General features: G+C 36.5%; 17 protein-coding genes. 5 read left to right on the top strand and 12 right to left on the bottom strand.

Translation table 11 applies throughout. The features are described 5' to 3' along the window. Nucleotides 1-309: 309 nt before the first annotated feature. From ACZ9AO_RS23375 to ACZ9AO_RS23385, 3 genes are all read left to right on the top strand, one after another. A complete protein-coding gene (locus ACZ9AO_RS23375) occupies nt 310-1,131 on the top strand; it encodes an STAS domain-containing protein (RefSeq protein WP_251543915.1) in 822 nt (273 codons plus the stop codon). A 994-nt stretch (nt 1,132-2,125) separates the two neighbouring features. Further along, on the top strand, nt 2,126-2,308 hold the full coding sequence (locus ACZ9AO_RS23380) for a hypothetical protein (RefSeq protein ID WP_476110708.1): 183 nt from the start codon (nt 2,126-2,128) through the stop codon (nt 2,306-2,308). A 649-nt stretch (nt 2,309-2,957) separates the two neighbouring features. Continuing rightward, the gene (locus tag ACZ9AO_RS23385) at nt 2,958-3,524 is read left to right on the top strand and encodes an RBBP9/YdeN family alpha/beta hydrolase (RefSeq protein ID WP_072273599.1); all 567 of its coding nucleotides are present in this window, start codon (nt 2,958-2,960) and stop codon (nt 3,522-3,524) included. A 176-nt stretch (nt 3,525-3,700) separates the two neighbouring features. On the opposite strand, the gene ACZ9AO_RS23390 is transcribed toward ACZ9AO_RS23385, so the two are convergent. The 7 genes from ACZ9AO_RS23390 to ACZ9AO_RS23420 all read right to left on the bottom strand — a co-directional run bounded on the left by ACZ9AO_RS23390 (nt 3,701) and on the right by ACZ9AO_RS23420 (nt 7,697). After that, nucleotides 3,701-4,393, bottom strand: coding sequence for an aspartate/glutamate racemase family protein (locus ACZ9AO_RS23390; RefSeq protein WP_251544354.1), 693 nt, complete (start codon nt 4,391-4,393; stop codon nt 3,701-3,703). A 36-nt stretch (nt 4,394-4,429) separates the two neighbouring features. Continuing rightward, on the bottom strand, nt 4,430-4,852 hold the full coding sequence (gene fosM / locus ACZ9AO_RS23395; protein WP_476110711.1) for a FosM family fosfomycin resistance protein: 423 nt from the start codon (nt 4,850-4,852) through the stop codon (nt 4,430-4,432). Nucleotides 4,853-4,866: 14 nt separating this feature from the next. Further along, nucleotides 4,867-5,397, bottom strand: a complete 531-nt coding sequence (locus tag ACZ9AO_RS23400) for a PepSY-associated TM helix domain-containing protein (RefSeq protein ID WP_251544358.1) — start codon at nt 5,395-5,397, stop codon at nt 4,867-4,869. A 7-nt stretch (nt 5,398-5,404) separates the two neighbouring features. After that, the gene (locus ACZ9AO_RS23405; RefSeq protein ID WP_476110713.1) at nt 5,405-5,866 is read right to left on the bottom strand and encodes a GNAT family N-acetyltransferase; all 462 of its coding nucleotides are present in this window, start codon (nt 5,864-5,866) and stop codon (nt 5,405-5,407) included. 299 nt (nt 5,867-6,165) lie between these two features. Continuing rightward, nucleotides 6,166-6,645: an N-acetyltransferase family protein gene (locus ACZ9AO_RS23410; RefSeq protein WP_476110715.1), complete on the bottom strand. Its 480-nt coding sequence runs from the start codon at nt 6,643-6,645 to the stop codon at nt 6,166-6,168. A 111-nt stretch (nt 6,646-6,756) separates the two neighbouring features. Further along, nucleotides 6,757-6,966: a hypothetical protein gene (locus ACZ9AO_RS23415; protein WP_476110717.1), complete on the bottom strand. Its 210-nt coding sequence runs from the start codon at nt 6,964-6,966 to the stop codon at nt 6,757-6,759. A 191-nt stretch (nt 6,967-7,157) separates the two neighbouring features. Beyond that, nucleotides 7,158-7,697 carry a GNAT family N-acetyltransferase gene (locus ACZ9AO_RS23420; protein ID WP_476110719.1) on the bottom strand — a complete coding sequence of 180 codons (540 nt, stop codon included), beginning with the start codon at nt 7,695-7,697 and terminating at the stop codon, nt 7,158-7,160. 373 nt (nt 7,698-8,070) lie between these two features. Here ACZ9AO_RS23420 and ACZ9AO_RS23425 point away from each other — a divergent pair, with 373 nt between their 5' ends. Together ACZ9AO_RS23425 and ACZ9AO_RS23430 are read left to right on the top strand one after the other, a co-directional pair. Beyond that, complete coding sequence (locus ACZ9AO_RS23425; protein ID WP_476110721.1) at nt 8,071-9,066, top strand: zinc-dependent alcohol dehydrogenase family protein; 996 nt, start codon at nt 8,071-8,073, stop codon at nt 9,064-9,066. 241 nt (nt 9,067-9,307) lie between these two features. Then, nucleotides 9,308-10,150, top strand: coding sequence for a DUF421 domain-containing protein (locus ACZ9AO_RS23430; RefSeq protein ID WP_476110723.1), 843 nt, complete (start codon nt 9,308-9,310; stop codon nt 10,148-10,150). Here the strand turns inward: ACZ9AO_RS23430 and ACZ9AO_RS23435 are convergent. The 5 genes from ACZ9AO_RS23435 to ACZ9AO_RS23455 form a co-directional block, all read right to left on the bottom strand. Next, nucleotides 10,083-10,880: a fumarylacetoacetate hydrolase family protein gene (locus tag ACZ9AO_RS23435; protein WP_034304454.1), complete on the bottom strand. Its 798-nt coding sequence runs from the start codon at nt 10,878-10,880 to the stop codon at nt 10,083-10,085. The genes ACZ9AO_RS23430 and ACZ9AO_RS23435 overlap by 68 nt on opposite strands. 454 nt (nt 10,881-11,334) lie before the next feature. Continuing rightward, entirely contained in the window at nt 11,335-11,976 is a 642-nt protein-coding gene (locus ACZ9AO_RS23440; RefSeq protein ID WP_476110726.1) for a DUF4272 domain-containing protein, read from the bottom strand. A 451-nt stretch (nt 11,977-12,427) separates the two neighbouring features. Next, entirely contained in the window at nt 12,428-12,637 is a 210-nt protein-coding gene (locus ACZ9AO_RS23445; protein WP_034304456.1) for a hypothetical protein, read from the bottom strand. A gap of 198 nt (nt 12,638-12,835) precedes the next feature. Continuing rightward, on the bottom strand, nt 12,836-13,186 hold the full coding sequence (locus tag ACZ9AO_RS23450; RefSeq protein WP_476110728.1) for a hypothetical protein: 351 nt from the start codon (nt 13,184-13,186) through the stop codon (nt 12,836-12,838). Nucleotides 13,187-13,551: 365 nt separating this feature from the next. Further along, the gene (locus ACZ9AO_RS23455; protein WP_476110730.1) at nt 13,552-13,989 is read right to left on the bottom strand and encodes a VOC family protein; all 438 of its coding nucleotides are present in this window, start codon (nt 13,987-13,989) and stop codon (nt 13,552-13,554) included. Nucleotides 13,990-14,496 lie beyond the last annotated feature (507 nt).

Here is a 14,496-nt window from a genome sequence, read left to right on the forward strand (position 1 = left end):
TGTCCTTTTTAGCTGGCCAGCTCAGGACACATTCATCTTATCAAGAGGTCTTTTTTCGTTCAAACCTCATTTTCAGTTATTACAGGAATGCTGCCCCGATAGTTGCATAAGAAATAGTTGCCTTAAAGACAACTCCAATCTTCAGCTAACGCACGACCCAATAGTTTAATTGGAAATCTTCACAATATTAATTAACAAAAATACATCCATTTTCCCTTTAAATTAGAAGCTTATGGTGTAAACGTGTTTAGTAATTAAAAGAACCGGGTAATAGTAATTTTGGCATATAAAAAATAGGAGGATTAGATTATGAAGGGGTCACTAGATACATATAAATTTCTGGAATTCATCCAAGAAAATAAAGCGGATTTTGAAGATTCATTATTAAACGAAGCATATAATGTGAAAGAAAAAATCGAGGAAATTTTAACGATTGGTAATATTGACCTGATAAATAATGCCCATATTCTGATTCAATACATTATTGAGGGTAAAGAACAAGAACTTCAAACATTTGCTAAACAAGAAGGAATAGCTTGGGCCACACACTCAATACCATTATATTTCAAATTAGAGTGGGTGCAAGCCATTCGAAGAACCTTGTGGAAGTTCCTACAAGAATTTAACGAGGTAACAAATAAGGCTTTAACTGAAGAATTTTTTTCGGTAGAAAAACAAGTAAATAATCAAGTAGACAGGTTTTTAAATGTTTTTTTTATCACCTATTCTCAATACAAAGATTCATTGATAATGGCTCAAAAAGAATTGGTTGAAAATCTTTCGGTGCCAATAATACCAATAACACCCACTATATGTATTTTGCCTTTAATTGGTGCGGTTGATCTTTACCGAACGAATATTCTCGAGGAAAAAGTTTTAACAGAGATTGGGAAATTACGTATTCAAACATTGATTATGGACTTATCTGGAATTATGGAAATGGAGGTTGAAGTAATTGATCATTTAATGAAGATTATTGACGGCACTTCATTAATGGGATGTACCACTGTGATCACCGGGTTAAGAGCTGAAGTGGTTAGAAAAATGATAAACGTAGGAATAAGATTAAATGAAAAAGCAAAAACATTGGGTACTTTACAACAAGCATTGAATAAATACTTATTAAGTTAAACACGGAAAATCCTAGAGGTGGGTCGCTTTGCCGACTCTTTTTTTAATTGGCTATATTCTGACCAACTGTCTAAAAATTTGTTCCTGCCTAGCAGTTACATCTCGGTATAAAAACTATAGTGAGGGTATTTAGTATTTAAATCAACACCAATCAATTCGTTTTGATCTTCAACTAAAATGCCCGGTTAGTAGCATAAAGAAAGAGCTGCCCTAAAACAGCTCCAATTTTAAGCTACCGCACCCGTTAGTTGAAGAAGAGAGCTACAAAAAAAACCTCTATTAATTAGAGGTTTTTTTAGAACTATCTTGCATAACTTTATCAATAGCTGAGATAGTAGATTCTATATCGTCACAGGTTTCGATAATTTGTGTATCCAAATGTGTTAGTTCATAACAATTATTGTCATAGCATACAGACAATAACGGTATACTATTTTTGTTTTTGAAAGTTAATGTTATATCACAGTTATTATACTGTTTTAAGGTTTCTAACATTGTTTTAATGTGGTCTAAGGACATATCGTCTTAGTCTCCCTTCTATTAGCTGCCACAGCAACCCTTTTATTAATGTAAAGCACCCGTTAGTTCATTAAGACTTATCGCAGAGTTACACAGACTGTGAAGGAAGGTAATTTGATGAAATGGTTTTATAAAGGGAGATATTATCGGCATCGGAAAATTTCAAAAAAGTATCAAGGTGAAGTATTCAGTTTCAAAATGGCAGTAAATACGAAAAGCTGTTTAATATCCATATCGAAAAAATGCGTTACTATGTAACTAAATTAGGTTGGATGCAGTTATTCACAGTACGAAGAAAATATAACGAAGATCATACACAAAATGTGTAACACAAAGAAGTATTAATTTAGAAGGCTTTTTCTCCAAAATACTTTTAAAGCTTTTTCTGTAACAAAACAACAAATAACTATACATGATTACAAGTATTACTGCTAAAACAAGTAACGAATGATCAAGGAACAAATGAAGTAAAAAAATGTTGGCTACAATTGGAGACAATATTGCAAGTGCTAATGGGACAAATCGATTACTTAAAAGTCAAACTCCACAAACGATTTCTAAAAACTTTTCAAATATTAACAGATATTCAAATTTGAATAATGCCATTGCTTCAGGGCTAGTAGCAATAAATGGTTCAAAGTCAAAAATGACAAAATAACCGTTTAGACCTGCAATAAGAAAGATAAAACCTAAAAATATTTTGGAGAGATGTAAAAGGAATTTTATTCAACCTATACAACACCAATTTGATTTTTATTATAATTCTAATTTTATTATAACAGGTTAATTGGTTACTGCGAGTACGAATACACTGTGCTTGTAGAACTATCCTACCCCGTTAGTTCATTAAGAAAAGCATTTCATATTAAAGAATCGCACCCGATTGTGGTAGATCAGCAATAATTATTAAATAAAAGTACCCGTTTCATAAAAAAATAATTAGGACTTACGAATAACTCTTTTTCTAAGTAAATATATTACTGATGATTTACTTTTTATTAATCCCTTTGAATCGGTTATATGTATGTAATCTTCTGCTTTCTGAGAATCCCTCCAAGTAATTTCTTCTGGCATTGAAATATTAATTTCTCCACCGATTATTTTCTCTCTAAAAGTAAAGAAAATAAAATGATGTCTTTCTTAGAAAAATGCTTCACTTACAGAAAAACACCATCTATCTCTACATCTAAGCCCATTTCTTCTCTTACTGCTAGAATAGCAGCTTCTTCAAGTGTTTCTCCTACCATATAGGTTTGGGTCAGTAATATACTGTTTTTGTATCTATAAAAAAGAAAGGGAGTGTAGTAATGGGAAAACAAGTATATATTATCCATGGATACGGAGCTTCACCAGCCAATCATTGGTTCCCATGGTTAAAAGAAAAATTAATAGCAGATGATAATCAAGTTTTGGTTCTTCACATGCCAAATTCGTCTGACCCCAAGAAAGAAGAATGGTTGGAAACATTAGCTAATAAAATAAAGAATTTAGATAACAACACTTATTTTGTAACACATAGCTTAGGGTCTATCACACTATTGAACTATCTAGAACAATTAGATCCGTTACCAAGCTTTGGAGGCTTTATTCTTGTTTCTGGCTTTTCTGAACCATTATCATCCTTACCTTCACTAAATCCTTTTACAGTTAAAAAAGTGGATTATAATAAAATAATTTCTGCAACTAATTCACGTGCTGTTATTTCTGCAAAAGATGACTATATTGTTCCTTTTCAATTAAGTCAAAATTTATCAAAACAATTGGATACATCATTTTATCCTGTTGAAAAGGGTGGTCATTTTCTAGAAGATGATGGTTTCATTACTTTCCCATTGGTTTATGATATTTTAAAAAATATGATGAAAACTGTATAAATAATGAGGGTGTCACCTTTTCGTGACACCTTAAAATTATTAAAAAATGTTCCTAAACAAACTGGCGCCATTGTTGAACAAAGTTCAAACAGAACTCTTGAACTATCCTGCCCCGTTAGTTCCGTAAGAAAAAGGCCACCGCAGCAATCACCTTTTTAAAGCACAATGTGATCCATTCATTTTTCCAATGCCATATTGACGGATTCAATGGCATGTATGACAGCTGTATCGAATAATGGCACTTCGGAATCCTCGGGTTTTACTAGTAATCCAATTTCTGTGCAGCCTAGTATTATTCCTTCCGCTCCATCATCAACTAACCCCTTGATGACCTTTTTGTAATATTCCCTTGATGATTGTTGAATTTCCCCTAAACATAATTCTTCATAAATCACTTTATTGATGACTTTTCTATCCTCTTCGCTTGGTAACAGGACCTTGATACCATTAGTCTCAATTCGTGTTTTATAAAAGTCTTGCTCCATCGTATATTTAGTGCCAAGTAAACCAACCGTACTGATTTTGGACTTTCGAATTTGTTTTGCCGTTGAATCAGCAATGTGCAAAATAGGTAAACTGACTTTTTCTTCAATATATCCAATCACTTTATGCATCGTATTTGTACAAATTAGAATCATTTCGGCACCTGCCTTTTCCAAAGACAGAGCTGCATCGCCTAATAATTTGCCGGAGCTTTTCCAATCCCCTTCAGCTTGGCAGCGTTCGATTTCCTCAAAGTCCACGCTATATAAAATGCACTTGGCTGAATGCAATCCTCCCAATTTGGCTTTTACCTCTTCATTGATGATTCGATAGTATTCTAACGATGACTCCCAGCTCATGCCGCCAATAAGGCCAATAGTTTTCATGAACATTCCCCTTTTCATTTGAAAATAGCTTACTTATCAGTCGAAAAACTCCATATGGGCTTTTTCTTGTTTGTAGTAATCTATTCTATTTTGTAAAGTCCCTGTATGAATCTCAAACTTATGACCATCTGGATCAGTGAAATAAATGGACTTCTTATCTTTTTCATCTCTTGGACGTCCTGACAGGATGTTTACATTCAATCCGATCAGTTTCTCATACATGTTCATGAAGTCGGCTTCTTCTATGGAAAAGGCGATATGTGTGTATGATTGGCTTATTTCATTACGGGGAATATTTTTTTCTTCATTCAGGGCAATCCACATTCCATTCAAATCAAAATAGGCTGTGGTTCGGCCCTTAACTAATAATTTCGCATCAAAAACCTTTTGATAAAATTCTATGGAACTGTCTAAATCAGATACTGAAAATAAAAAGTGATTCAAACCTTTTATAGACACATTACCACCTCATATTAAGATTTCCTTTTATTCGCCATTAAACGCTTATAGAGAGGATACCCGAACATGTAATACCCGGAAAATGACAGCAGGATTAAGGATAAACCCGTCAGTGTGAGGATACTGTATCTATACCAATCACCAAAGAAGGTTCCATCATGTAAAGTAATGAGGAAAGTCGAGTAATCTGGATTTGTGGATAACACTTTTCCCGTACTCACATCCATTTGAACACCTTGACCGTTATTAAAGCGAACCTGGTACACATTTGCACTTGGTCTATATTCGATTCTAAAGATATCTTCAACCGAATCCGCACCTGGTAGATCCTGAGACACAGCAATGGACACGACCTTCTCCATGGGTATCGCTTGATCTGGACTTGCCTCTTTCCCCGTCCTTAACTCATCAGCCACTCCGAGGGGTATCATATAAACAAGCACGAGGCCAGTTACTGCGATGAACATGAAAAAAATGGATAAAATCAATCCAGTCCATTTATGTACTTTTCGGCTTAATTGATACAACTTTACAGATTTCGACAATGTCCCATCACGTCCCTTGACTATTTTTCAAAAAAATTTTCTTCATGACCACCCTATCTTCATTTACAACATAATCATTTTTCAGATAAAATGCTTCTGCAAGCCCCTCATTGGCCGTTAATAGATATAGACTTTTAATCTCTCTCTTCTGCAGTTCAGCTTCTAAGGCTCGAAGCATTTTTGAGCCATGCCCTTTGCCTTGCATTTGATTATTCACACAAATTTCTGCCAAATAATACGTTAAACCTTGATCAGACACTTTACTATTTCCAGCAATGAAACCAACTGGTTTATGATCAATATGAAATAAAAACCCAAGAAATTTAGGTGTATGCAATAAGTCGGAAAGTCTCTCTTTAGCCGTTTCATAGGTCCATCTTTCATTCCATGGTTCACGATTAAAAACGTTCATGTAGAGTTCGATGCATAGCTCCAAATTCTCCGATGTCAGTGGTATCATTTCTGTCATATTCATGCTTCCTTTCTATTTTCATTAAAATTTTGTATATTAATCCAAATTATATCTTATCCTTGTCGAACTATCCTGTCACTATAGGACCATAAAAGAAGAGCTGCCTAAGAAGAAGTAAACCACAAATAGTCAATCATGAAGGGCATACAATGAGCAGATTAGATAATTATGAGGTTCTAAAGAGAAATATGCTATTCCAGGCAGCATTTTAGCAATGAATAAAACCCGCTTTAGCTGACAGTCCTGCCTTAGTGGATTCTATAAAAGAAGGGCGACCGGATTTTTACTGGTCAACCTTAGTTCATTGATAACTGTTTCATGAATAAAACTCTATCTTGATTATGTCCGTCATAGTAAGAGTGGACTGAAACACCCTCAATGAATGTATCTCCCTCTTCCATTTCAAATCCCATCTTGGTATGATAGGCGATTGAAGATTTGTTGACCGGAGACGTTACACAACGGACAACATTACGGCCATTTTGATGAACGACATGGAAAAATTGATTATATAACTGTCTTCCGATATCATTTTTCCTGTATACAGGATGCACTCCGACAAAGTGAATATATGCCTCATCAGGCTGAGATTGAGATAGAATCCCTATTAGGAAACCGACTATTTCCCCTTCCTTTTCGGCTATGAAACTTGTATTTGTAAAATGATCAAAGAATAATTTCGGTAGCATATCAGACATTTGCCTTCCGCCCCACCATTCATTGATTAGCGGCGATATGGCATAGTAATCTGACCCTTTCACTGAACGAATTTCCATCTTTCTCCCCCTTTAATCATTAAGGCCTTTTTCACGAATTCATTCAATAATTAACATACCCCGTTAGTTCATTAACTTTTCATACGATAAAATTACAATTCCACATATTACTTAAACACCTAAAAATGATAAAACATAAAAATGAGGGGGCGTAACACTCACAAACTCTACCCCGTTTTGAAGGTTTTCTACTTTCCCCCATGCATTCTCAAAACCCGGTTTATAGTTTTTTGTTTTTATATAACCGACTAACATCATAATGACTAAATAGATTATATGAATGGAAATTGAACCTATAATTGCTTGAAGAACCACTTTCATATCGCCCCTCCTTTTTTACTCATTTCACCATATTATTGCATCAAAAAAGGAGCTGCTGATCAGCTCCTGGTAATGAAGTAAGCACCTGTTAGTTCATAAAGAAAAACGATTCTTATTAAAGAGAGGCGCCCTTTAGGATTCATGGCTTAACTTCCTCAAAATCTTGAATTTGTACAGGATCGATATGACTGTCAATGTGTCAATGCAGTATATATCGAATAATCTACTTCACCTGAGATATTTTCCAACCCATATTCACACAACTCCATAGCCATTAAATTCTCAACAGAAGGTGGAGGATTTTTCTTGGACGCATAGATTCCGAATTCAGTTGAAGTTCTAAATCCAAAGCGTTGATAGTATCGATCATCTCCTTCAACAATAATTCCCTTAAACCCCATTTTAGCAGCTAATTTAATACCTTCCTGCAACATATACGTACCAATACCCTGACCTTGTTTATTAATCGCCACCGAAACTGGTGATAACATCAATATTTCATTTTCATACCTATCACTAATTGGAAGTTTTGAAAGGATAAAGTGACCTATAATCACCCCTTCTTCCTCAACCACTACATCAAACTCTGGAATATAATAGGGTTTTTTCCGGATCTCTCTTACCAAAGCTTTTTCTGCTAATCCATTTGAATAAGCGGTATTTTTGAATATCTCATATACAAAGTCTTCAATGAAACTATATTCTTCTTTTTCTACTGGTCTTAACTCCATTAATACACCTCCACCATCTTTGTTCTACAGATTCTACAATCATTCCAGAATTCCTTTTTCATCATCTGGCCCAATTGTTGAATAAAGGTCAAACGGCACGCTTCAACTAATCTGCCCCTTTAGTTTCATAAAAAAAGAGTTGCCAAAGTAACTCCCTTAAAGCACCTGTTCAAATTATAAAGTCAGTATACTATATTACAAATTTTATTCTATTAAACAATAATGTGTGTAACTTTTAATTTTATATTAGATAAAGTATCATTGATTTTACAAACAAAGACTAAATATTCTTACATTTCATCCTATTCCCTGCAATCCTTAATAGGCATAGGTAATGAGAAATTCCCCATAAAAATAAATAGGAGTGACTAAAGTGAAAGCACAAATCATTCAATCTTTTGGTGATCCATCCGTATTTCAGCTTGAAGAGGTTTCAAAACCCGAATTAAAACCTGGACATGTACTTATTCAAGTCAAGGCTTCAAGTGTAAATCCTATTGATACAAAAGTCCGTGCTGGTGCAGTTCCAGCCGTTGCCCCCGAGTTTCCAGCCGTTTTACATGGTGATGTCGCAGGTTTGGTATCTGCAGTGGGTGAAGGAGTGACTGAGTTTAAAGTTGGCGATGAAGTGTTTGGATGCGCGGGTGGTTTTAAAGGGACTGGCGGTGCACTTGCAGAGTTCATGCTTGCAGATGCTGATTTACTTGCTCACAAGCCGAAAAATTTGACGATGGAAGAAGCCGCTGCTTTACCACTGGTTGCCATTACCGCTTGGGAAGCATTATTCAATCGGGCAAATCTAGTCCCTGGTCAAGATATACTGATCCATGCAGCAACCGGCGGTGTAGGCCACATTGCCATTCAGCTAGCCAAATGGAAAGGCGCAACAGTCTATACAACTGCCTCTTCGCAAGAGAAGCTGGAGATTGGCACGCGCCTTGGGGCAGATGTAACGATCAATTATCGGGAAGAAAGCGTTCATGACTATGTACAAAAATATACTGCCGGAAAAGGATTTGACGTTGTGTTTGACACGGTAGGCGGAGAAAACCTTGATCGCTCTTTTGAGGCGGCTGCGGTACATGGAACGGTGGCAGCCATTGCAGCCCGTTCAACCCATGACCTCTCCCCAGTGCATTCAAAGGGACTTTCTCTGCATGTTACCTTTATGTTGTTGAAGATATTAAATAAGGACATGCATAAGCAATATGGAGAGATTTTGAAGAAGGTTGCCAAAGTGGTTGAGGAAGGTAAGCTGCGCCCGCTTGTGGATCCAAACATGTTCACCTTTGATGAAGTCTCAAAAGCTCATGAGTACATGGAGTCAGGCAAGGCGATAGGAAAAATTGTTTTTAAAAATGATTGGTAATGAATAGGCAGGTTAACAACTTTATGTTCATTTAAAAATAGGCGGTACGGTGAAAATCTCTATAGATTCTCGCTGTACCGTCTTCTTTTATTTAATAGGACAATACCGCCTCTGATGTTGGGTATTCTTATTTAATAGAATTGCAGAAAACGGTACTCTGCCGTGTGAAATAAATACCAGGTACAATTTGGTTTAAATGATTGTTAAAAGGGAGAAAGGGAAAAAAAGATGAGGTGATAAAATGATTTATCTGGAAATAGCAACGAAGCTGGTGATTGGGCTGGCTGGACTCCTGGCAGTGACAAGACTTCTTGGAAAAAAAGAAATGTCTCAAGTGACCCCTTTTGATTTTATTTACGCTTTAGTATTAGGCGGCATTCTGGAAGAAGGCCTTTACGATGAAAAAGTGTCGATCTGGCAGATTCTATTTGCCATTTGCCTTTGGGGGATTTCCGTTTATATCATTGAGATTTGCGCTCAAAAAAGTGATCGCATGAAAAAGTTGCTCAAAGGACATCCTTCTTTGATTATTCGTAATGGCGAATTGGATATAAAACAAATGAAAAAAAATCACCTGGAAATTGAACAGGTTCGAACCATGCTACGGAAACAGGGAGTGTTCACTCTCCGGGAAGTGCGAGATTTATATCTTGAGCCTGGCGGGGACATCAGTGTAAAGCTTCATTCTAAGGCAGGAAGCGTCACACCAGATATGCTTGACCTCAACCCTAGAGATGAAGCCCCTTCTATCTTGGTAATTGAGGAAGGCCAAATAAAAGAGGAAGAACTCCAATCCGTGAAAAAATCAAAAGAATGGCTGCTGGAAGGGCTTCAGAAGAGGAATTATAAAAAATTGAGGATATCCTATATAGAGAATGGTCAGAAACGGATGGATTCTATATACAGCCGTATCCAAAAAAAATTCTCATATACAATAAAGTGCTGCTTGATTAAAGAAAAAGCTGCCTTAAAGGCAGCTCTGATCTTTTTTAATGTATTAAGAATTCCAGCAAATCCTACTGGACACCATTACATAACCGACCGATATTCTCGACTTCAACAACGACTTCATCCCCCGACTTGATCATGCAGCTGCCAGATGGTGAACCCGTGGCCAAAATATCACCGGGCTCCAGTGTCATTACCTGTGAAAGCCAGCTGATCAAAAATGGAATGCTCAGAGACATTTCATTGGTATTTCCGTCTTGGACAACGCGCCCGTTTAAAGTGGTCACAATCCTTAAGTTTGTAGGATCTACCCCGGTAACGATGCATGGTCCCAAAGGTCCGAAAGTATCAAATCCTTTGCCCCGCGTAAACTGTGGATCTTTTTTTGTAAGATCTCTTGCTGTCACGTCATTAAATATCGTGCAGCCGAATACGTAATCAAGCGCATCTTCTTCTTTAATGTTTTTTCCGCGCTTTCCAATGACAAGGGCCACTTCCCCTTCAAGTTCCACTTGATTGGATAGCTCGTTTGGAGGAAGGATAATATTCTCCTTGTCTGCAATAAGCGAAGATAATGGCTTTAAAAATAGGAATGGTTCAACAAGGTTTGCCTCTCCACCCGTTTCCTTCGCATGACCTGCATATGTCCAGCCGAAATTAACCACTTTCGAAGGTTTTACAGGTTCCAAGATTTTCACGTCACTATATTTCAGCTCAACCCCGTCATACTTTATTTCCTTGTTGACAAGTTCAGCAAAACTGCTAGACAGTTGTAATATCATGTCATCCTCAACAATACCGTAATGTATATTGCCCTGTTGATTCTGATAGCGAACTATTTTTTGTGTTTTTTGTAGCACATGCATTATGAATAAACTCCTTTGATGATTAAGATTACCACAGATATTATAAAATCCGGTTCTCCTATACTATAACATGCCTGTTCTTTTACGGGAAAAAAGAGTTCTCGTCGCGACTCCCTCTTCAACTAAACCGGCCTTTAGTTCAATAAGAAATTATTTAACTATGTATTTTATGGAACCTATCATTTTTTATGATTTTATCTGTGCATTGCCTTATATAGGCTGCAATACATATTCCGATTGGCAGCCCCAGTAGTACATTCCCCATGGAATGTTTACCACCCAAACTTGTATAATATTTTCTAAACAAATCCACTCTATTAAAGACTTGTTGCTTATTGATTATCTCAAAATATCAAAACTTTTGTACTGGTAATTCGTCCCTTTTCAGGCAACCTGCCTTGATAGTGCCATAAGAAAAAGGCTGCCTCAGCAACCTTCCTGCCTGTTGGATCTTTTATGTATCTGTACTTATTTCCTCCCATTCTTGATCCATATAATTCACTAGCCAATTAAGAGTGTAGTGTCTTTCATATACAACGCCTTCATCTAGAGATGATGGAACTTCCAAATGGTTTATTTGAGCTTCACGTACCGCCCAATGTGCTCTATATATAAAATCAAGACTATCTAATATATCACTGGTTGGTTTTAGAGAGGATCTATCAAGCAACTCTTGTTTAGAATGAAGGAAAACCGTCTCAAAAACATATTCAGCATTACACGTATCGGCTGGAACATCTATATCGGATACTAGATTTACAGACCAAAGCAGAAGCCAAATACACTCTAACTTCCACGAGTACTGGATCAGCTCGTTCTGAGTCAGATGTTTTTTCAATAAAATCTTTTTTTCTTCTTCTGTGAATAATTCATTGGCCTTATACCTTTCAATAAATTCCTCAATTTTTTCTGGCGGGGCCTCCATGGCTTTCGCTGCGACTATCGCTAATGAAATAATTCTGTCTATAATCTCTTCCTTTGTCCTAAGGGAAACTTCTTCTTCATTTTCCGTTAAGGGTAAATGTTTATTTATTGGTACCTTTAGGGTCTTTAATATTTTTTCGGATATTTTCTTTCTCTTTTTCGAACTTTTCATTCCGCACCTCACTATTAGCTAATCCCGTTTCGTTAAACTGCCATTAGAAAAACTTTCCACAGACCATCATTTATTGTACCATGTTTCCCACCTTCCCTGAGCCTTTAGTTGCATAAAGAAAAAGCTGCCTTAATGGCAGCTCCAGAGTGTAGACAAACTCGATGAAGAACAAGTTAGTCTCAATTTTTATTTAGGTTTATAAAACCTCGAACGTAGATTGGAACGTAGGGCACTCCTTTTCGCGGGCGGTCCGGGAGCCTCGCACCTTCCGTTCCAATCAACTTTGTTTTTTGAAATTCAGACAAATCCCCTAGTGTCTACAGTCTCAAGCTGTCTCCTAAGCCAAAGCACACGTTAGTTCTAGGGAATATTCGTCTAAACTCCCCTTTAACAATAAAAAAAATGCCAACTTCTCTTTAATAGAAATCAGCACTTCGTTTCTTTGTATACGTTATCGTGTCGCTTTAGGCGGTTGACACACATCACATTTACGTTGGTTATTATTTTTAAATTTCTTAAATGTCTTTTCAAAGTTGCTTCCACATGTACATTTAAATAGTAACTTTTGAGAAAAACCGTGATATTCCGTCGTCAGCAACTTACTTTCCGAATTCTTCTCAACAAATTCTTTAATTTGACCAATCGTCCATTGTTTATTCATTCTTTTACACCTCCATATTTTATCGCTATGCGGAGGCTTTTCTAGCATCCGTTCAAAAATAGTAAATTTCGTAAGTTATTCATTATAACATGAGCCGGCACTCAATCAAACAACTCGTTTGTTGAATAAGAAAAAGCTGCCTTAAAGACAGCTCCGATCTTCAGCTAACGCATCTGTTTGTTCAACAAGAATATCCAATCACAAAAATTCATAGTAACTATCTAATAATTCTTCGCTTTCGTTTTCTGCTTCTCTCTCATCCATTTCCTTATCTTCGAGCCATTGTTGATAATGGATTATCTCATGAGCCATGCTGCGTAAAATTGCCCATAAAGCATCATTTTTTCCTCTTTCTGAAACTAATTCTTCATAATCACCTGTTGCAATTCTTATGTACGGTTCAACAGTTTTATCATAAGGTGCAAAAAAAGTAGCACTTGCCAGTTCTCTTGTATCTCTCGTTTTAAGTTGATAATCCGTTTTAGATATACAACAACCCTTATAGGAAATTCCATATATGTACGCAACCAAACCGCAAAGCTTAAGCACGTCCGTCTTACTGATGGATTTACATCCTTTTCACATTTGACTCTTAACCCTGAGCAAAGATATTGCAAATCATTTGTTTTCATAATAATTCACCTATAGTTTCATTTTAATGCATTATTCGCTATCTTCACGAAAATTCCTTCTTCCACTAACCTGCCTCCATAGTTCAACAAGAGAAATGAACAAAAAAAGAACCCCTTTGCAATAAAGAAGTCCTTATTTATTCATTCAATTTCAGTTGCAAATTGAAACAATTCCGTGATATATATATATCCATATATATCCAGATGTTAGTTTGGCATCTGTTCGTTTTTTACCATTTATGCATGATTTCATAAGCACAACAACCATTAATTACCCTTAATTTATTTGATTTGCTCCGCCAACTCTAAAATAATTCCCTCTGGTCCACGACAGTAGCATAACTTATAACTATCTTCATATTGTTGTATCTCACTAAAGATTTCCGTACCTTTCTTTTTCAATTTGGCAACAAGGGCTTCAATATCTTCAACAGCAAATGCAATATGCCGGATGCCTAGGGTATTTGCAAAAGGTTGCTGACTATCTTTTTCATCTGACGGCGAATAAAATTTAATTAGCTCTATCCATGCCTGGCCGTCTGGCTTCCCCAATCCTACACATGCTACTTTAACGTCATTAAGCCCACTCATCTTATCCATCAAATCTCCTTCCATTTCCCATTCCCCTTGCACTTCAAGTCCAAAATCGAGAAAAAACTCTTTAGCAGCAGAGAGATCATTTACTATTACACCTACATGATCTATTCTGTGAATCTTCATATTTCATACCTCCTTTGTTCCTGTTATTTTGCAATATCCGTATTCTTACATTCTAATTCTCGAAAAACAGAAAATATCCTTCTTGTTGAAGAAAGGCAAAGAGCACTCTTAACTATCCTGCCCCGTTAGCCATCCATGAAGCGCAAAATTCAGCGCTTCACCACAGAGAATGAAAATTGGTCTCTATGTCGATAATGTTTTAATGGCTGGCGAAGAAGGTCGTTGAACTATGGTGCCTTTGAGCCCATCCGTTAGTCTGACTCCGGCGACCACGGTGTACCACCGACTGTCGCGCCCTTTATGGGTAGCACTCATGGGAGATTAATCCTTTTTTGGTCGTCGCGTTAGCCTCTACTTAATATGCTTTGATTGGAGGTTTTTGTTTAACGATTGACCAAACTCAATCTGATTACTCATAAGGCTCAGCCTTTTTTTAAAAAGCGTTTTTACTGGGTCTATTTTGTTGTGGTTTTTTTCTGGATTTTGAGCTTTTTTATTTTTCATGGG

It is taken from the genome of Peribacillus sp. TE19612, from assembly GCF_056279465.1.

Excerpts from the sequence above, each read along its gene's own strand:
- ACZ9AO_RS23375 (WP_251543915.1), top strand. The coding sequence starts at position 310 with ATGAAGGGGTCACTAGATACATATAAATTTCTGGAATTCATCCAAGAA.
- ACZ9AO_RS23380 (WP_476110708.1), top strand. The coding sequence starts at position 2,126 with ATGTTGGCTACAATTGGAGACAATATTGCAAGTGCTAATGGGACAAAT.
- ACZ9AO_RS23385 (WP_072273599.1), top strand. The coding sequence starts at position 2,958 with ATGGGAAAACAAGTATATATTATCCATGGATACGGAGCTTCACCAGCC.
- ACZ9AO_RS23390 (WP_251544354.1), bottom strand. The coding sequence starts at position 4,393 with ATGAAAACTATTGGCCTTATTGGCGGCATGAGCTGGGAGTCATCGTTA.
- ACZ9AO_RS23405 (WP_476110713.1), bottom strand. The coding sequence starts at position 5,866 with ATGACAGAAATGATACCACTGACATCGGAGAATTTGGAGCTATGCATC.
- ACZ9AO_RS23410 (WP_476110715.1), bottom strand. The coding sequence starts at position 6,645 with ATGGAAATTCGTTCAGTGAAAGGGTCAGATTACTATGCCATATCGCCG.
- ACZ9AO_RS23415 (WP_476110717.1), bottom strand. The coding sequence starts at position 6,966 with ATGAAAGTGGTTCTTCAAGCAATTATAGGTTCAATTTCCATTCATATA.
- ACZ9AO_RS23420 (WP_476110719.1), bottom strand. The coding sequence starts at position 7,697 with ATGGAGTTAAGACCAGTAGAAAAAGAAGAATATAGTTTCATTGAAGAC.
- ACZ9AO_RS23430 (WP_476110723.1), top strand. The coding sequence starts at position 9,308 with ATGATTTATCTGGAAATAGCAACGAAGCTGGTGATTGGGCTGGCTGGA.
- ACZ9AO_RS23435 (WP_034304454.1), bottom strand. The coding sequence starts at position 10,880 with ATGCATGTGCTACAAAAAACACAAAAAATAGTTCGCTATCAGAATCAA.
- ACZ9AO_RS23440 (WP_476110726.1), bottom strand. The coding sequence starts at position 11,976 with ATGAAAAGTTCGAAAAAGAGAAAGAAAATATCCGAAAAAATATTAAAG.
- ACZ9AO_RS23445 (WP_034304456.1), bottom strand. The coding sequence starts at position 12,637 with ATGAATAAACAATGGACGATTGGTCAAATTAAAGAATTTGTTGAGAAG.
- ACZ9AO_RS23455 (WP_476110730.1), bottom strand. The coding sequence starts at position 13,989 with ATGAAGATTCACAGAATAGATCATGTAGGTGTAATAGTAAATGATCTC.